Origin of the sequence: Rhizobium sp. 25PS6 (genome assembly GCF_032464655.1) — a bacterium.
In the GTDB taxonomy this organism is placed as follows: Bacteria; Pseudomonadota; Alphaproteobacteria; order Rhizobiales; family Rhizobiaceae; genus Rhizobium; species Rhizobium laguerreae.
In genome coordinates, this window is sequence record NZ_JAWDIV010000018.1 from 109321 (window position 1) to 125877 (window position 16557).

At 60.2% G+C, this 16557-nt stretch carries 17 protein-coding genes; 6 read left to right on the forward strand and 11 right to left on the reverse strand.

What is annotated here, in order from left to right:
* Positions 1 to 135 precede the first annotated feature (135 nt).
* Together RWK44_RS24690 and RWK44_RS24695 are read left to right on the forward strand one after the other, a co-directional pair.
* On the forward strand, positions 136 to 1182 hold the full coding sequence (locus RWK44_RS24690) for a glycoside hydrolase family 25 protein (protein ID WP_131665281.1): 1047 nt from the start codon (positions 136 to 138) through the stop codon (positions 1180 to 1182).
* Between the two features lie 164 nt (positions 1183 to 1346).
* On the forward strand, positions 1347 to 1652 hold the full coding sequence (locus tag RWK44_RS24695) for a flagellar basal body rod protein FlgC (protein ID WP_316029522.1): 306 nt from the start codon (positions 1347 to 1349) through the stop codon (positions 1650 to 1652).
* 58 nt (positions 1653 to 1710) lie between these two features.
* On the opposite strand, the gene sufA is transcribed toward RWK44_RS24695, so the two are convergent.
* The 8 genes from sufA to RWK44_RS24735 form a co-directional block, all read right to left on the reverse strand.
* Positions 1711 to 2103, reverse strand: a complete 393-nt coding sequence (gene sufA, locus RWK44_RS24700; RefSeq protein ID WP_018072227.1) for a Fe-S cluster assembly scaffold SufA — start codon at positions 2101 to 2103, stop codon at positions 1711 to 1713.
* A 93-nt stretch (positions 2104 to 2196) separates the two neighbouring features.
* Positions 2197 to 2577 (reverse strand): SUF system Fe-S cluster assembly protein, encoded by a 381-nt coding sequence (locus tag RWK44_RS24705; protein ID WP_003559708.1) that lies wholly within the window; start codon positions 2575 to 2577, stop codon positions 2197 to 2199.
* A 12-nt stretch (positions 2578 to 2589) separates the two neighbouring features.
* Positions 2590 to 3831, reverse strand: a complete 1242-nt coding sequence (locus tag RWK44_RS24710) for a cysteine desulfurase (protein ID WP_020050097.1) — start codon at positions 3829 to 3831, stop codon at positions 2590 to 2592.
* 12 nt (positions 3832 to 3843) lie between these two features.
* A complete protein-coding gene (gene sufD, locus RWK44_RS24715) occupies positions 3844 to 5118 on the reverse strand; it encodes a Fe-S cluster assembly protein SufD (RefSeq protein WP_168283579.1) in 1275 nt (424 codons plus the stop codon).
* Positions 5119 to 5143: 25 nt separating this feature from the next.
* Complete coding sequence (sufC, locus tag RWK44_RS24720) at positions 5144 to 5899, reverse strand: Fe-S cluster assembly ATPase SufC (RefSeq protein WP_131665277.1); 756 nt, start codon at positions 5897 to 5899, stop codon at positions 5144 to 5146.
* Between the two features lie 83 nt (positions 5900 to 5982).
* Positions 5983 to 6228, reverse strand: a complete 246-nt coding sequence (locus RWK44_RS24725) for a hypothetical protein (protein WP_131665276.1) — start codon at positions 6226 to 6228, stop codon at positions 5983 to 5985.
* A gap of 1 nt (position 6229) precedes the next feature.
* Positions 6230 to 7699, reverse strand: a complete 1470-nt coding sequence (gene sufB, locus RWK44_RS24730; RefSeq protein WP_131665275.1) for a Fe-S cluster assembly protein SufB — start codon at positions 7697 to 7699, stop codon at positions 6230 to 6232.
* Positions 7700 to 7792: 93 nt separating this feature from the next.
* The gene (locus tag RWK44_RS24735) at positions 7793 to 9010 is read right to left on the reverse strand and encodes a cysteine desulfurase family protein (RefSeq protein WP_316029523.1); all 1218 of its coding nucleotides are present in this window, start codon (positions 9008 to 9010) and stop codon (positions 7793 to 7795) included.
* A 217-nt stretch (positions 9011 to 9227) separates the two neighbouring features.
* Here RWK44_RS24735 and RWK44_RS24740 point away from each other — a divergent pair, with 217 nt between their 5' ends.
* Together RWK44_RS24740 and RWK44_RS24745 are read left to right on the forward strand one after the other, a co-directional pair.
* A complete protein-coding gene (locus RWK44_RS24740) occupies positions 9228 to 9905 on the forward strand; it encodes an alpha/beta hydrolase (protein ID WP_003540001.1) in 678 nt (225 codons plus the stop codon).
* Positions 9906 to 10049: 144 nt separating this feature from the next.
* Positions 10050 to 11225, forward strand: coding sequence for an acyltransferase family protein (locus tag RWK44_RS24745; RefSeq protein ID WP_131665273.1), 1176 nt, complete (start codon positions 10050 to 10052; stop codon positions 11223 to 11225).
* Here the strand turns inward: RWK44_RS24745 and RWK44_RS24750 are convergent.
* On the reverse strand, positions 11222 to 11749 hold the full coding sequence (locus RWK44_RS24750) for a GNAT family N-acetyltransferase (RefSeq protein WP_131665272.1): 528 nt from the start codon (positions 11747 to 11749) through the stop codon (positions 11222 to 11224). The two genes, RWK44_RS24745 and RWK44_RS24750, sit on opposite strands and share 4 nt — an antisense overlap.
* Positions 11746 to 12864, reverse strand: a complete 1119-nt coding sequence (locus RWK44_RS24755) for an anhydro-N-acetylmuramic acid kinase (RefSeq protein ID WP_316029524.1) — start codon at positions 12862 to 12864, stop codon at positions 11746 to 11748. The genes RWK44_RS24750 and RWK44_RS24755 overlap by 4 nt, the downstream gene beginning before the upstream one ends.
* A 133-nt stretch (positions 12865 to 12997) precedes the next feature.
* Here RWK44_RS24755 and tyrS point away from each other — a divergent pair, with 133 nt between their 5' ends.
* Positions 12998 to 14254, forward strand: a complete 1257-nt coding sequence (gene tyrS, locus RWK44_RS24760; RefSeq protein ID WP_168283577.1) for a tyrosine--tRNA ligase — start codon at positions 12998 to 13000, stop codon at positions 14252 to 14254.
* A 59-nt stretch (positions 14255 to 14313) separates the two neighbouring features.
* Here tyrS and RWK44_RS24765 read toward each other — a convergent pair whose 3' ends face one another.
* Entirely contained in the window at positions 14314 to 14634 is a 321-nt protein-coding gene (locus RWK44_RS24765; RefSeq protein WP_168283576.1) for a hypothetical protein, read from the reverse strand.
* A gap of 221 nt (positions 14635 to 14855) precedes the next feature.
* On the opposite strand from RWK44_RS24765, the gene RWK44_RS24770 reads away from it, so the two are divergent.
* The gene (locus tag RWK44_RS24770; protein ID WP_316029525.1) at positions 14856 to 16517 is read left to right on the forward strand and encodes an alpha-amylase family protein; all 1662 of its coding nucleotides are present in this window, start codon (positions 14856 to 14858) and stop codon (positions 16515 to 16517) included.
* Positions 16518 to 16557: the final 40 nt, after the last annotated feature.

Genomic DNA, 16557 nt, shown 5'->3' on the forward strand with positions numbered 1-16557 from the left:
TTGGGAGGGGCTTGCCGCTTCTGCGGCAGAAGGATCAAATTTAACCTTTCTTAGCAAGTCTCTGTTAGCAATTCAGAAAGGCGGCATCCATCAAGATGGATCACCGTCGATCCCTTGTTTTGCGTGCAGGTTCTTATGCGTCCCTCGGCAGTGCCAGCAATCCTCCTCGCCGCCCTGATCCTGTCGGGATGCGCTGCTAGTTCTGGCGCCGAAGATGTGCTGGGCAACGTGCCGTCGCCGGAAACGACCAATGCCATCGCCCAGCCGAGCGGCCCGATTCCGGCCGCCGCCGTTGGCGATCCTGCGCCGCAGGCAAGCCCGCCGCAGCAGGCGTTGCGCTGGGCGGGAGAGGTTCCGGAGCCACAGGCGCTCGTGCCCGCCGACAGGCCGGTCGGTATGCCGATGCCGACAGATAAGCCGGTCGCGCTGCTGATGCCGTCCAATCCCGCCGGCAATGCAATGCCCGATGTCGGCACGAGATCGCCGACACGCGGCCAAATTTACGGCCACCGGTTCCGCGATGCCAAGCCGATCAACTTCGGTTCCACTTCGCCGAGGAAGCTTGCCGTGCACGGCGTCGACGTGTCGCGCTGGCAGGGCGAGATCAACTGGGAGACGTTGCGGCGGCAAGGCGCGAACTTCGTCTACATCAAGGCGACCGACGGCGGCGATCACCTTGATCCGATGTTCAAGAAAAACTGGCGCCGGGCCAAGGAAGCCGGCCTGAAACACGGCGCCTATCACTTCTTCTACTGGTGCCGGACAGCCGGTGAGCAGGCCGACTGGTTCATCCGCAACGTGCCAAGGGAAGCCAACGCTCTTCCGCCCGTCATCGACGTCGAATGGAACGGCGAATCGAGCTGCAAGAGGCGCATCTCTCCCGCACGTGTCCGGGAAAAGATGCAGGTTTTCATGGACAAGCTGGAGCGCCATTACGGTCAGCGCCCGATCATCTACACCGCGCCGGATTTCTACCGCGACAATTTGAAGGGCCAACTGCTCGACTATCCCTTCTGGCTGCGCTCTGTGGCCGCTCATCCCTCCAAGGTCTATCCCGGCCGCAAGTGGGTCTTCTGGCAGTATTCCGGCTCCGGCCTTTCCGAAGGCGTCGACGGCAAGATCGACCTCAACGTGTTCAACGGCAACGAGAGCGATTGGCATGACTGGGTGGCGTCGCGATAGCGAAGCTGACCATGGCTCCGCGCCCCCGACCCCGTTCCGTGCCAATCCGGAACAGATGGCTACGAAGATGCGCGAACCTGTAGATCTTTGCTAACGCAACGCCTTCAACATTCCCTAAGCCCTTGCATGTACAAGAATTTCATCCAGTTCTGGGGAAATGGCTGATGAGCATATCGGGTGTTGCGAGCACTGCTCTTTCGGGAATGCGAGCGCAGACGACGCGGGTTAGCGTGGTTGCCAACAACATCGCAAACAGCAGCACGCCGGGTTATGCCAGGCTGAACACCAGCCTCACCTCCGTTGAGTCAGGCGGCGTGCAGGCCGTCGTCAGCCCGACGGCGTCAGATGTCGATCCGGCCACCGAACTGACCGACCTGATCGAAGCCGAACAGAGCTATAAGGCAAACGCCGTGGTCTTCGAGACCGGCGCCGACATGTGGGAAATGCTGATGAGCATCAAGCGCGACTGAGCACGCCCGATTTCATCGGAGACTTGCTGGCGGAGAATTTTCCGCCGCTCTGAAGCTATCAGGAATGCGCCGGCTCGCCCTGGCGCTGGGCGGCAAGAGCCGCGAGATCGGCAGGCTTCAACTCGACGGATTCACCGCAACCGCAGGCCGATGTCTGGTTCGGATTGGTGAAGGTAAAGCCGGAGCGGAGCGTCGTCGTCTCGAACCCCATCTCGGTGCCGAGCAGGTAAAGAGCCGCCGACGGCTCGACCCAGACTTTGGCACCGTCGCGCTCGATCAGGTCGTCCTTGGCGTTGGGCTCAGTCACCAGGTCGATGGTATATTCCATCCCGGCGCAGCCGCCCTTCTTGATGCCGACGCGCACACCCTTGGCGTCAGGCCCAGAGTTTTCGACAATCGCCTTGACGCGGGCCGCAGCACCGTCCGTCATGCTCATGATTGCAAAGCCCATCGGCTCATTCTCCTTCCGCAACCGGGGTCAAGATCCGGTGCATCGTGATTCAAATGTAGTCGTCCGAGGTAAACGGATCAATACCGCGGGACGTCAATACCAGCCAACGGCGACCTGCGCCTCTTCGGACATGCGATCCGGCGTCCACGGCGGATCGAAGGTCATGGCAACCTCGACGCCCGACACGCCTTCGACGGCGCCGACGGCGTTTTCGACCCAGCCGGGCATCTCGCCGGCCACCGGGCAGCCGGGCGCAGTCAGCGTCATCATGATTTTCACCATCCGGTCGTCTTCGATGTCGATCTTGTAGATCAGACCGAGCTCGAAGATGTCGGCGGGAATTTCCGGATCGTAGACCGTCTTCAGCGCGCTGATGACGTCGTCGCTCAGCCGCGCCAGCTCATCGGCCGGAATGCTGGAATGCACGATGCCTTCGCGCACGTCGATCTTCTGTTCGCTTTCGTCCAGGCTCATCACGGACACTCCTCAAGCAAAGAACTTGCGCGCATATTCAAGCGCATCGGCCAAGGCATCGACCTCGGCGCGGGTATTATACATGCCGAAGGATGCACGGCATGTGGAGGTGACGCCGAAGCGTTTCAAGAGCGGCATAGCGCAATGCGTGCCGGCCCTGACCGCAACACCCTGCCGGTCGATCACCATCGAGACGTCATGGGCATGGATACCGGCAAGTTCGAAGGAAAAGATGCTTCCCTTGTCGGGCGCCGTCCCGAAGACGCGCAGCGAATTAACGGATTTCAGCCGCTCGACCGCATAGGCGGCAAGATCGGCCTCATGCTTGGCGATCGCCTCGCGGCCGATCTTCTCCATGTAGTCGAGCGCATAACCGAGCCCGATCGCCTGCACGATCGGCGGCGTGCCGGCCTCGAAGCGATGTGGCGGGTCGTTATAAGTGACCATATCCTCGGCGACCTCGAAGATCATCTCTCCGCCGCCCTGGAACGGCCGCATCTCGAAAAGCCGCTCCTTCTTGCCGTAGAGCACGCCGATGCCCGACGGGCCGTAGAGCTTGTGGCCGGTCATCACGTACCAGTCGCAATCGATATCCTGCACGTCGACAGGTAGATGGACCGCGCCCTGGCTGCCATCGATCAGCACCGGGATGCCGCGCTCATGCGCGATCCGGCAGACTTCCTTGACGGGAACGATCGTGCCGAGCGCATTCGACATATGGGTGATGGCGACGAGCTTGGTGCGCTCCGTCAGGCTTTTCTCGAAATCCTCGATATGGAAGGCGCCTTCATCATCCACGGGCACCCAGACGAGCTTGGCGCCCTGCCGCTCGCGGATGAAGTGCCAAGGCACGATGTTGGAATGGTGCTCCATGATCGTGAGCACGATCTCGTCGCCTTCGCCGATCTTCGGCATGCCCCAGCCATAGGCGACGGTGTTGATCGCTTCCGTCGAATTCTTGGTGAAGACGATGTCGTTGACCGAGGGGGCGTTGAGGAAACGGCGCACCTTCTCACGCGCTGCCTCGTAGGCGTCCGTGGCCGCATTCGAGAGATAGTGCAGGCCGCGATGCACATTGGCATATTCATGGGAATAGGCATGCGAGATGGCGTCGATCACCACCTGCGGCTTCTGCGCTGATGCGCCGTTGTCGAGATAGACCAGCGGCTTGCCATACACCTTCTCCGCCAGGATCGGAAAATCCCGACGGATGGCTTCGACGTCGTATTGCGTGGCCGGCACGATCTTGTCCATTGCTATATCCGATCAGGCGTGCTTTTCGAGCCAGGCCGAAATCACGCCTTCCAGCGCCTCGACCAGGGCCTCGTCTTCCAGTTCCTCGACGATTTCGGCGACGAAGGCGTTGACGAGCATCGCCCGCGCCTTGTTCTCCGGAATGCCGCGCGCCATCATGTAATAGAGATGGTTGGCGTCGATATCGGTCACCGTGGCGCCATGGCCGCACTGGACGTCGTCGGCGAAGATTTCGAGTTCGGGCTTGACCGAGAATTCGGCATCGTCGGACATCAGCAACGTGTTGCAGGCCATCTTGGCATCGGTCTTCTGCGCATCGGGCGCGACCCGGATCATGCCCTGGAACACACCTTTGGCGCGGTCGAAGACGACGTTGCGGATCACTTCGGTCGAGCCGGTATTCGGCACGTCGTGGCCGAGCACCATCGTCACGTCAGTATGCGTGTCGCCGCCGAGCAGATTGATGCCGCGCAGCGTCAGGTCTGCGCCCTCGCCCGTCACCTTGATGTTGAGCTCCTGGCGCACCAGCCTGCCGCCGGCATTGATGACGAAAAGCCGAAGCTTGGCATCAGCGCCGAGATCGATGCGGATCTGGCCGAGATGCGTATCGTCGGCTCCCTGCTGCTGCAATATGATCCAGGTCAGCTCCGTGCCCTCGCCGACAACGATGTCACTGACGTGAGACACAAAGGCTGCGTCGCCAGTCACCGCAAGGTGACGCTCGATGACGGTCGCCTTGACGTTGGCGCCGAAGGAAACAGGAAGACGCGTGTGCGTCTGCCCACCGGCATGGATGAACTGGATTTCGAGCGGGTTTTCAAGCTCGGTATCGGCAGGCACGTCGACGACATAGCCGTCGCGCACGAAGCTGCCATTGATGCGGCCGACCGCGTCGTCGCTGCCGAGCGCATCCAGGCCGTCCGCGGCGGAGCCGTCGAGCAGACGTTCGGAATAGGGCGAAACGCCAAGACCGTCAGCGGCAGCCTTCTGGTTGGAATGGCCCTGAATCACCGCCAGCACCGTGGCATCAGCAACGAGCGGCTCCAAAGCGTCCGAGCCGGCATCACCCGCCTGCGACGGGACAGTGCGCAAAAGATTCTTGAGGTCGGTATAGTGCCAAGCCTCGATTCGGCGCGTCGGCAGGCCGGCCTTCTTCAGATCGTCGAGAAGCCGGTCCCGCAGTGCTGTTACCGCGCCATTGCCCGGCAGCTCGCCGATCTGCTGGTTAAAGGCCTCGATCAGCGCCGCCTCGGCCGCGGTCAGGCGGCTTGTCGTCTGCATGTTCATGGACGTCGTCCTTTCCGCCCGAAACTCAGGCTGCCGCGCCGATGATGTCGGCATAGCCGTTGGCTTCCAGCTCATGCGCCAGCGTCTTGTCGCCCGACTTGATCACCTGGCCCTTGTAGAGCACATGGACGGTATCCGGCACGATATAGTCGAGCAGGCGCTGGTAATGGGTGATGACCACAACGGCGCGGTCCGGCGAACGCAGCGCGTTGACGCCGTCGGCGACGATCTTCAGCGCGTCGATATCGAGGCCGGAATCGGTTTCGTCGAGCACGCAGAGCTTCGGTTCGAGCAGCGCCATCTGCAGGATTTCGGCCCGCTTCTTCTCGCCGCCGGAGAAGCCGACATTCAGCGGCCGCTTCAGCATCTCGGTATTGATCTGCAGCTTGCCGGCGGCATCCTTGACGCGGCGCATGAAATCCGGCGTCGTCAGCTCGTCCTCGCCGCGCGCCTTGCGCTGCTCGTTCATTGCCACCTTGAGGAACTGCATGGTGGCGACACCCGGAATTTCAACCGGATACTGAAAGGCGAGGAAGATGCCCTTGGCGGCGCGTTCGGAGGGATCGAACTCGAGAATGCTCTCGCCATTGTAGAGAATGTCGCCCTCGGTGACTTCGTAATCGCTGCGGCCGGACAGCACATAGGAGAGCGTCGACTTGCCGGAGCCGTTCGGCCCCATGATCGCGGCAACTTCGCCGGCCTTCACCGTCAGATTCAGGCCACGGATGATCTCGGTGCCGTCTTCGGCGATGCGGGCATGAAGGTTTCTGATTTCAAGCATCTTTGGTTCTTCCTGCGTTTTCTCTGCGCAGCTCATCGGAGCCTCGCGTAATTTGTAAGGACATCATCATGTTGGGCTCGGTGCTATCGCCCAAAAAAACGGATGACACGGAAAACCGCGACCGTTACGAGCCAAAGCCATTCGAGAAATTCCGGGATCCCCTGAACGATCTTTCCCGGCTTTTCCATGCGCTGCTGGAGAAACACATAGGGCTGCTCCGGCGGTTTCTCGGGTTCATATGCCTGCTGGCGGGGGCGAATTTTCGCCAATATCTCCCCGCGCATGTTCTCCAGACGTTCAAGAATGCGTTTCTTGTCCGTCTCGTTCATGTCAGCCCACGCTGCCTTCCAACGAAATGCTGATCAGCTTCTGCGCCTCGACGGCGAATTCCATCGGCAGTTCCTGCAGGACTTCCTTGACGAAGCCGTTGACGATCAGGGCGATCGCCGCTTCGGTCGGGATGCCGCGCTGCAGGCAGTAGAACAGCTGGTCCTCGGAGATCTTCGAGGTCGTCGCCTCATGCTCGAACTGCGCCGTCGAATTCTTCGCCTCGATGTAGGGCACGGTATGGGCGCCGCACTTGTCGCCGATCAGCAGCGAATCGCACTGGGTGAAGTTGCGCGCATTCGACGCCTTGCGGTGGGCCGAGACCTGGCCGCGATAGGTGTTGTTGGACACACCAGCGGCGATGCCCTTGGAGACGATGCGGCTCGACGTGTTCTTGCCGAGATGGATCATCTTGGTGCCGCTGTCGATCTGTTGGTGGCCGTTGGACACGGCGATCGAGTAGAACTCGCCGCGGCTGTCGTCGCCGCGCAGGATGCAGGACGGATATTTCCAGGTGATCGCCGAGCCGGTTTCGACCTGCGTCCAGGAGATCTTCGAGCGGTCGCCGCGGCAATCGCCGCGCTTGGTGACGAAGTTGTAAATGCCGCCCTTGCCGTTCTTGTCACCGGGATACCAGTTCTGCACCGTCGAATATTTGATCTCGGCATCGTCGAGCGCAACCAGCTCGACCACGGCGGCATGCAACTGGTTTTCGTCGCGCTGCGGCGCCGTGCAGCCCTCGAGATAGGAGACGTAGGCGCCCTCTTCCGCGATGATCAGCGTGCGCTCGAACTGGCCGGTGCCCTTCTCATTAATGCGGAAGTAGGTCGACAGCTCCATCGGGCAGCGAACGCCCTTCGGCACAAAGACGAAGGAACCGTCGGTAAAGACTGCCGAATTCAGCGTCGCATAGTAGTTGTCGCTGGTCGGAACGACGGAACCGAGGTATTTCTTCACCAGTTCCGGATACTCGCGGATGGCTTCCGAGATCGACATGAAGATCACGCCGGCCTTCTTCAGCTCTGCCTTGAACGTGGTAACGACCGAGACGCTGTCGAAGACGGCGTCGACGGCGATCTTCGGTTTCTCGACGCCGGCAAGGATCTCCTGCTCACGCAGCGGGATGCCGAGCTTTTCATAGACCTTCAGCAGCTCCGGATCGACGTCGTCGAGCGACTTTGGACCCGGCGTGCTTTTCGGCGCGGCGTAATAATAGATGTCGTTGAAATCGATCTTCGGATAGTCGACGCGCGCCCAGGTCGGTTCTTCCAGCGTCAGCCAGCGACGATAGGCCTCGAGACGCCATTCCAGCATCCACTCCGGCTCCTGCTTCTTCGCCGAAATGAAGCGGATGATATCTTCGGACAGGCCTTTCGGCGCCTTGTCCATCTCGATGACGGTCTCGAAACCGTATTTATACTGGTCCACATCGATCAGGCGCACCCGGTCGATTGTTTCCTGCACCGCAGCCATCTCATTCTCCAATCTCGCCGGATACAAGGTCCGGCAGCTTGTAGCGTTTGGGCAATTGTCTTGCCCTTTATGTAAGAGGCCAAAAGGGACTTTTCAGCCCGATTGGCAAGTAGAAATTTGCGTTTCCGCAAGTTTTGACAGCGGGCACGCCGCCTCCCCAACCGACCTGCGCCGGTTGGCGATCTTTGTGAAAGCCGCGATCGCCCTGTCGATATCCTCTTCCGTCGTCGAAAAGCCGAGCGAGATGCGCAGAGCTCCGAGCTTGGCGTCACGGCCCATCGCCGTCAGCACATGGCTTTCGCCAAGCCGACCCGATGAGCAGGCCGAACCTGCGGAAAGTGCGACGCCTTCGAGATCGAAGGCGATCTGTCCGGTCTCGGCTTTCAGCCCCGGCAGGGTGAAGAAGATCGTATTGGTGACACGCTCGCCACCCTCGCCGTGGATCATCACATCGGTTGCTACCTCGCGCATGCCGGCTTCCAGCCGCTCGCGCAACGAGCCGATTGCCGCATTGCGCGCATCGAGTTCGTCGATGGCCGCTTCAGCTGCCGCGCCGAAGCCGATCAGCGCCAGCGAATTCTGTGTCCCTGAGCGGTGACCCCGCTCCTGCCCGCCGCCCTGGATCAGCGGCCTGGGCATCAGCGCTTCGCCCTGCGCAATGAGCGCGCCGGCACCCTTCGGCCCGCCGATCTTGTGCGAGGAAACTATCATGAAATCGGCGCCGATCTTGCCGATATCGAGCGCGATGCGGCCGGCCGCCTGCACGGCGTCGACGACGAAGAGCCCGCCATGGGCGTGGACGATCTTTGCGGCCGCCTCGACCGGTTGAACGATGCCCGTCTCGTTATTGACGAGCATGATAGCGACCATCGGCAGGCCGGCGGCCTTGTCATGCGCATCGAGCAGGAGGCCCAGTGCATCGAGATCGACGATGCCGGCTTCCGTCACCGGGATCTCCGTCATCTTCTCTCTGGCGAAGCGGCCGCCTTCGCGCACCGCCGGATGCTCGATCGCCGAAAAATAAAGATGGCCAAGGCGAAGCGGCGTGCGGCCCATGCGGAAATCCGGCGTCAGCACCAGATTGGCGGCTTCGGTCGCGCCGCTGGTAAAGACCACATTGCCGGCATCGGTACCGGCAAGTGCTGCCACCTTGCGTCGTGCGCCTTCGATGGCGGCGCGCGCGGCGCGGCCCTCTCCATGCACGCTGTTCGGATTGCCAAATACGTCGATGGCGCGCATGATCGCCGCGCGTGCTGCGGGGTGCAGCGGCGCTGTGGCATTCCAGTCGAGATAAAGGCGTGGCGGCGCCATGATCTTCAGTCCTGCGCTTGACGAGCTTGCTTCAGCGGCCGCGGTTCATTTTTCTTGAAATTTCCGCCGGGCTTGCCTTATGACACGTTCCACGATGCGTGGATCGCCATGCAAGTTTCGAATTGTTCTAAACTGCGTTTTAGAAAAGCTGACAACACGAGTCAAGTCATGTTGTCATCCAACGCAGCGCGAACGCGAAATAAAACCCGGAGTACCAATGCCCGAAGTTATTTTCAACGGCCCAGCCGGCCGTCTTGAAGGCCGCTACCAGCCCTCCAAGGAAAAAAGCGCGCCCATCGCCCTGATTCTGCATCCGCATCCGCAGTTCGGCGGCACGATGAACAATCAGATCGTCTATCAGCTCTTCTACATGTTCCAGAAGCGCGGGTTCACGACGCTGCGCTTCAATTTCCGGGGAATCGGCCGCAGCCAGGGCGAATTCGACCACGGCGCCGGCGAGCTCTCGGATGCCGCCTCGGCGCTCGACTGGGTGCAGAGCCTGCATCCTGATTCCAAGACCTGTTGGGTCGCCGGTTATTCCTTCGGCTCCTGGATCGGCATGCAGCTCCTGATGCGCCGGCCGGAGATCGAAGGCTTCATGTCGATCTCGCCGCAGCCGAATACCTACGACTTTTCCTTCCTGGCGCCCTGCCCGTCTTCCGGCCTGATCATCAACGGCGAGGCCGACAAGGTCGCGCCGGAAAAGGATGTCAACGGCCTGGTCGAGAAGCTGAAGACCCAGAAGGGCATCCTCATCACGCACCGCACCGTTGCCAATGCCAACCACTTCTTCAATGGCCAGGTGGAAACGCTGATGGGCGAATGCGAGGATTATCTCGACCGTCGCCTCAACGGCGAACTGGTGCCGGAACCGGCCGCCAAGCGGATTCGCTGACACCAAAAATCTCAGCCTCATCAATGCCATGACGGTCCGGAACACAACCGGAGCCGGCTGTGCCGGAACAGATCACCTATCGTGTTGCAATCCATGTTGCAGTGCGGTAGGGTCCTCGCGATCCTAACAAAAGCGAGGTCCGCAATGACCAAGTCGTTCGGGGAAGTCCTGGATAAATATAGGGGAATTGGTCCGGGGTTCGATTTCCTTCGAATAGGGCTCGCCTTTTCCATCGTATTGACCCATTCCTTTTTGTTAACCGACAATAATGACTTCATCAGGGGGTCAGTATTCTGGTTCACTGAATACGCTCTTGTTCCGATGTTCTTCGCGTTGAGCGGATTTCTGATCGCCGGCAGCGCCCAGCGCCTGAGCCTCCGGAATTTTCTGATCAACCGAGGCTTGCGCATCGTCCCGGCCCTTGCCGTCGATATCGTCGTTTGTTCGCTGATCATCGGGCCGATCATTACGGTCGTTTATCATTCCGAATATTTTACCGATCAGCGGTTTTTCAAATACTTCCTGAATATCGTCGGCTGGATCCATTACGAGCTGCCTGGCGTTTTCCAGGATAATCCGAGCCAGCGTGTCAACGGCGCTCTGTGGACGGTTCCCTGGGAAATCTTCTGCTACATCATCATGTCGTTCCTGATGATCACCGCCATTGTGAAGACGCGCTACAAGCTGCTCGCGGTGACGATCGCCTACATCGTCATCGGCCTTATCGTGCAGAAGATGCCTTATCTGTTGCCCGGCTCGATCAAGCCGGTCGCTCGCTTCCTGTTCATGAGCCGAGGCTCGCAGCTGATCACGGCCTTCATGATGGGCATCGTCGTCTTTCAGTTCAGAGCAGTCATTCCGCATTCCCGCTGGCTGTTCGCCGCCGCCTGCCTGGTTTGCATCGTTGCTATCCTCACCCTGGACAGCCGGGCGACGGAGTCGGTGATGAACCGGCCCCTGGTCATCACCTCTCTCGTTTACATCACCGTCTTCGTCGGCCTGTCCGAGGTGCCCATCCCGGCCTTTTTCAGGAAGGGCGACTATTCCTACGGCGTCTATCTCTATCACGACCCGTTTTTGCAGATCTGGATCAGCTCGTTCCCGTCGGTTTTCCTCTATCCGAAATATGGTGCGCTGGCTCTCTATCTCGTCGGCCTGCCATCGGCTCTCGCCGTTGCAGTGCTGTCCTGGCATTTCATCGAGAAGCCGATCCTCGGCCTTCGCAAGAAATTCTCGTTCATCGCCCAGGTCAGGGGAGTCGAGGATGGCCATCAGGCTGGGCGCGAATCCCATGTCCGGCCGGTCGCCGTAAAGAGTTAGAGCTTTGCCGGTCGCATCTCGGCGGTGAGTTCGAAGGCCGTGTCCAGCACTCCATCGACCAGAATCGGCGTGCGTTCGCGCATGCCGATCTTTCTAAGGACACGCTGCGAGGCGATGTTTTCGGGATGCGTGAAGGCGATGAAGCCGGATGCAAACTGCCGTTCGAAGAACCAGTCGGCCAACGCGCTCGCCGCTTCGGTCGCCAGGCCCTTGCCCCAAGCCTCCTCGCGCAGGGAATAACCGAGTTCGAATTGCTCGTTCCTGAACTTTGAAATCCCCGCACGGCCGACAAATCGACCGTCTTCGGCAAGGAGCTTGTATTTGGTCGTGCCGTCGCGCGCCTGTTCCTCGAACCAGCCGTGCAGCCGTTCCTCAGCCTTTTGGAGGCTCCACGGCACGTTGCCGGACAGGTATCGGGTCGTCGCCATCGTCGAATGCAGCTGTTGCACCAGGATCGCATCGCCTTCGTCCCACATGACGAAGGTAAGCCGTGGCGTCTTCAATAAGACCCTTTGCTCTGTCATGGTGTTGCCAGTACCCCGCCGGTGACGGGAGCCGCGACCCCTGTCGTGCCGGGGAATGTCAGCGGCAGCCCGTCCAACGATCGGACGGCGAGATAGGCCCAGGCCTCGGCTTCCATCGCATCGCCGTCGAAGCCCGCCTCCTCCGCCGTCAACACCCCCGAGCCCAGCCTTTCGGCCATGACTGAGAACTCTGCCATGAGAGTGACGTTCAGCCGCCCGCCACCGCAGACGATATAGAGCGCTGGGGTCTCCGGCAGGAAACCGGCGGATTTGATGATCGAGGCGGCGGCGACATGCGCCAGCGTCCGGGCGCCGTCTTCAAGGCTCGCTTCCTCGGGCCGAAGCGGCGCAAAATCGCCGCGGTCCAGCGAACGGCGAACATTGCCGTGGAAGAACGGGCTTTGCAGATATCGTTCCGCCAAGCTGGCCACGACCTTGCCGCGCCCACCGATCTCGCCGCCGGGGTCATAGGTTTTGCCGGTCTGCATCTCCACCCACTGGTCGATCAGCGTATTGCCCGGACCGCTGTCGAACGCCGATATCCGTCCGTCCGTGCCGATAAAGGTCAGATTGGAGATGCCGCCGATATTGACGAAGCACACCGCCTGTCCCGCCTGCTGGAATTTTCCCGCAAGTGCTGCGTGATAGGCCGGCACCAGCGGCGCGCCCTGCCCGCCATGAACCATATCGTTGGCGCGCATGTCGTAGACCACCGATATGCCGGTTCTCTTGGCCAGTTCCCCGCCGTCGCCGATCTGGATCGTCAATCCCTCATCAGGGCGATGAAGCACTGTCTGACCATGGAAGCCGAGAACATGGACGGTATCGGCCGCGATATCGAAACGCCCCATGAATGCCGTAACGGCAATTGCATGCCGCAACGTCAGTTCAAGCTCGATATCGCGAAGCTCAGCCGGTCGCTGGCTTCTCTCACTGAGTGGACGCGACAGTTCCAGCGCCCGTTTGAGCTGCCCGCGAAAATCCGCGTCATAGGGCACGCCCATGAACGGCCCGCGCTCGATAAAGCCGCGGCCGTCAGTCCTGATCAACGCGACGTCGATTCCGTCCATCGACGTGCCGCTCATCAGCCCAATCGCGGTCCTGATGACATCCATGAGGCTTGCCTCCCATGCGATTCCCGGATGCACTTTTATAAAAACAGTGCTAAACGCGCCGCGACAGATCAACAACAACGAACTTGCTTCAAGCCCGCATGGGGTGCGAAGCAGACACCAAGAGACGAAACCTATGTCCGAGTTCAAGTCCGATTTCCTCCGTACGCTGAAAGAGCGCGGCTTCATTCATCAGGTCTCCGATGAAAGCGGCCTCGACGACCTGTTCGCCAAGGAAACCGTGACGGCCTATATCGGCTTCGATCCGACCGCGCCCAGCCTGCATGCCGGTTCGCTGATCCAAATCATGATGCTGCACTGGATGCAGAAGACCGGCCATCGCGCCATCTCGCTGATGGGCGGCGGCACCGGCATGGTCGGCGATCCCTCCTTCAAGGAAGAGGCGCGCCAGCTCATGACCGTCGATACGATCGAAGGCAACATCGCCTCGATCAAGCGCGTCTTCTCCAATTACCTAAACTACGGCGACGGTCCGAAGGACGCGCTGATGATCAACAATGCCGAATGGCTGCGCTCGCTGAACTACCTCGAATTCCTGCGCGACGTCGGCAAGCACTTCTCGGTCAACCGTATGCTGTCCTTCGACAGCGTCAAGACGCGTCTCGACCGCGAACAATCCCTGTCCTTCCTGGAATTCAACTACATGATCCTCCAGGCCTACGACTTCGTCGAGCTTGCCAAGCGCTACGATTGCCGCCTGCAGATGGGCGGTTCGGACCAGTGGGGCAATATCGTCAACGGCATCGATCTCGGTCACCGTATGGGGACACCGCAGCTCTATGCACTGACATCGCCACTGCTGACGACCTCGTCGGGCGCCAAGATGGGCAAGTCGGCGACGGGCGCTATCTGGCTGAACGCCGACATGCTCTCGGCCTATGATTTCTGGCAGTACTGGCGCAACACCGAGGATGCCGACGTCTCGCGCTTCCTGAAGCTCTACACGACGCTGCCGATGGATGAAATCGCCCGGCTCTCGGCACTCGGCGGTTCGGAGATCAACGAGGTCAAGAAGATCCTTGCAACCGAGGTAACGGCGATCCTGCACGGCCGCGAGGCCGCTGAACAAGCCGCCGAAACCGCACGCAAGACCTTCGAGGAAGGCGGCCTTTCGGAAAATCTGCCATCGGTCGATGTGCCCGCCTCCGAGCTCGACGCCGGCATCGGCCTGCTGTCGCTGATCGTTCGTGCCGGCCTTGCCTCATCGAACGGCGAAGCCCGCCGTCACGTTCAGGGCGGCGCAGTCCGCATCAACGACGAGGCGGTCAGCGACGAACGCAAGATGATCGGCAGCGGCGAGATCACCGCCGACGGCATCATCAAGCTCTCCCTCGGCAAGAAGAAACACATCCTGATCCGCCGCGCGGCGTAAGCGGCTTCAATTCGAATCGATATAAAAGCCGGCGTCCGCGCCGGCTTTTCTTTGCCTGACTATTCGGGTCGGCGGGCACGATCATTCAGCTCCCGGTCGGTATTGCGCGTCATCTCCTCTGGTCTCTTAAGAAGATACCCCGGCGGATCGACGCTGGAAGCGGGCTTTACCCGCGACCACCAGCTGATCGAGAAGATCGGCGGCGTCATCATCGCGTCCAGAGGAACCGTCAGGACGTGGTCGGAACGGATGACCGCCTCTTGCGAGTTCAACCGCGCGCTCTTTTCCGCAGAAAGCGACACGTCGGCAATCGTAACCGCCATCACGGCGGCCGATGAAAGAGAAACTGCCCGCGCGCACTGCATCGCATCCTCCGACATTGCACCGGCCGTTGCTTGCTGCCGGGACACTATAGTACATCAGATTTCACTAAAATAGGCAAAGCATCGCTGCCGGATTTGTCAGCCTGGCTGAAAGCGGTTTGTCGAGGATGAGCCCGCGCAGTGTTTACCGCGAAGCTTAGCGACCCACATAGCGAATGCTTTATCGGAACCTTTTCCGCCCGCCGGGATTTGCGACCAGATTGGATTGGAGCCCCGGCATGATCAACGACCTCTGGTATAAGAACGCTGTCATCTACTGCCTGTCCGTCGAAACATTCATGGATGCGAACGGTGACGGCGTCGGTGATTTTCAGGGCCTGATGCGGCGCCTCGATTATCTTTCCGGCCTCGGCGTGACCGCGATCTGGCTCATGCCGTTCCAGGCGTCGCCCGGTCGCGACGACGGTTACGACGTTTCCGATTATTACAATGTCGACCCGCGCTATGGCTCGCTCGGCGATTTCGTCGAGTTCACCCACGGCGCCAAGCAACGCGGTATCCGGGTGCTGATCGACCTGGTGATCAATCATACATCCAGGGACCATCCCTGGTTCCAGGACGCAAGGAGCGATCCACGCTCGCGCTATCGCGACTGGTACGTCTGGTCGGATAAAAAACCTGATAATGCCGATCAGGGCATGGTCTTCCCGGGCGTCCAGAAGACGACCTGGACCTATGACGACAAGGCAAAGGCTTATTATTTTCACCGCTTCTACGATCATCAGCCCGATCTCAATACATCGAACCCCGAGGTGCAGGCGGAAATCCTCAAGATCATGGGCTTCTGGATCCAGCTCGGTGTCTCCGGCTTCAGGATGGATGCCGCCCCTTTCATCATCGCGACAAAAGGCGCCGACGTTACCAAGCCTGTCGAACAATTCGATATGCTGAGGAAATTTCGCGAATTCCTGCAGTGGCGCCTGGGCGATTCCATCATTTTGGCGGAGGCCAATATCTTGCCGAAGGACAATTTCGAATATTTCGGCGATGATGGCGACCGCATGCAGATGATGTTCAATTTCCAGGTCAATCAGGCGCTGTTTTACGCTTTCGCCAGCGCCGACACGCGGCCGCTCAAGAAGGCCATGGAGGCGACGAAACCGCGCCCGGCGACCGCACAATGGGGCCTCTTCCTCCGCAACCATGATGAACTGGACCTCGGCCGGCTGACGGAAAAGCAGCGCAATGCGGTATTTGCCGCTTTCGGGGCCGACAAGAACATGCAGCTTTACGACAGGGGCATTCGTCGTCGCCTGGCGCCGATGCTCGGCGGCGACCACCGCAGGATCGAAATGGCCTACAGCCTGCTGTTTTCGCTGCCCGGAACGCCTGTCATACGCTACGGCGACGAAATCGGCATGGGCGACGATCTAGGCATGCCCGAGCGCAATTGCGCCCGCACGCCGATGCAATGGTCGACGGAACCGGAAGGCGGGTTCACCAAAAGTAAAAAACCCATCTCCCCTGTCATCAAGGACGGCCCCTACGGCTTCCAGCATATCAATGTTGCCGAACAGCGGCGCGATCCCAATTCTTTGCTGAACTGGACCGAGCGGATGATCCGGATGCGTAAGGAAGCTCCTGAGATCGGCTGGGGCGACTTCTCCGTGATTGACACCGGCGACGACGGCGTGCTGGCGCTTCGTTATGACTGGCGCGGCAATTCCGTGTTGATCCTGCACAATCTGCATGCACAGCCGGCGGAAGTGACTTTCGATCCTGACATCGGTGAAGACGGACGACAATTGATCGATATCGCCGATGGTGCGAGCAGCAAGGCGGACGAAAAAGGACTTCATACCGTCATGCTCGATGCATACGGCTATCGCTGGTATCGCGTCGGCGGCCTCGACTATCTCCTCAAGCGGACGGAGATTTAGGTAGGTCTCGCCACGACCTCTGCCGTGACCGCTTCCCGCC

Bases quoted from the DNA above. Each gene is read 5' to 3' on its own strand.
- RWK44_RS24735 (WP_316029523.1), bottom strand. From the start codon at position 9,010: ATGGCGCCGCCACGCCTTTATCTCGACTGGAATGCCACAGCGCCGCTG.
- tyrS (WP_168283577.1), top strand. From the start codon at position 12,998: ATGTCCGAGTTCAAGTCCGATTTCCTCCGTACGCTGAAAGAGCGCGGC.
- sufA (WP_018072227.1), bottom strand. From the start codon at position 2,103: ATGGGCTTTGCAATCATGAGCATGACGGACGGTGCTGCGGCCCGCGTC.
- RWK44_RS24765 (WP_168283576.1), bottom strand. From the start codon at position 14,634: ATGTCGGAGGATGCGATGCAGTGCGCGCGGGCAGTTTCTCTTTCATCG.
- sufB (WP_131665275.1), bottom strand. From the start codon at position 7,699: ATGGCTGCGGTGCAGGAAACAATCGACCGGGTGCGCCTGATCGATGTG.
- RWK44_RS24770 (WP_316029525.1), top strand. From the start codon at position 14,856: ATGATCAACGACCTCTGGTATAAGAACGCTGTCATCTACTGCCTGTCC.
- sufC (WP_131665277.1), bottom strand. From the start codon at position 5,899: ATGCTTGAAATCAGAAACCTTCATGCCCGCATCGCCGAAGACGGCACC.
- RWK44_RS24755 (WP_316029524.1), bottom strand. From the start codon at position 12,864: ATGGATGTCATCAGGACCGCGATTGGGCTGATGAGCGGCACGTCGATG.
- sufD (WP_168283579.1), bottom strand. From the start codon at position 5,118: ATGAACATGCAGACGACAAGCCGCCTGACCGCGGCCGAGGCGGCGCTG.
- RWK44_RS24690 (WP_131665281.1), top strand. From the start codon at position 136: ATGCGTCCCTCGGCAGTGCCAGCAATCCTCCTCGCCGCCCTGATCCTG.
- RWK44_RS24705 (WP_003559708.1), bottom strand. From the start codon at position 2,577: ATGAGCCTGGACGAAAGCGAACAGAAGATCGACGTGCGCGAAGGCATC.
- RWK44_RS24695 (WP_316029522.1), top strand. From the start codon at position 1,347: ATGAGCATATCGGGTGTTGCGAGCACTGCTCTTTCGGGAATGCGAGCG.
- RWK44_RS24725 (WP_131665276.1), bottom strand. From the start codon at position 6,228: ATGAACGAGACGGACAAGAAACGCATTCTTGAACGTCTGGAGAACATG.
- RWK44_RS24740 (WP_003540001.1), top strand. From the start codon at position 9,228: ATGCCCGAAGTTATTTTCAACGGCCCAGCCGGCCGTCTTGAAGGCCGC.
- RWK44_RS24710 (WP_020050097.1), bottom strand. From the start codon at position 3,831: ATGGACAAGATCGTGCCGGCCACGCAATACGACGTCGAAGCCATCCGT.
- RWK44_RS24745 (WP_131665273.1), top strand. From the start codon at position 10,050: ATGACCAAGTCGTTCGGGGAAGTCCTGGATAAATATAGGGGAATTGGT.
- RWK44_RS24750 (WP_131665272.1), bottom strand. From the start codon at position 11,749: ATGACAGAGCAAAGGGTCTTATTGAAGACGCCACGGCTTACCTTCGTC.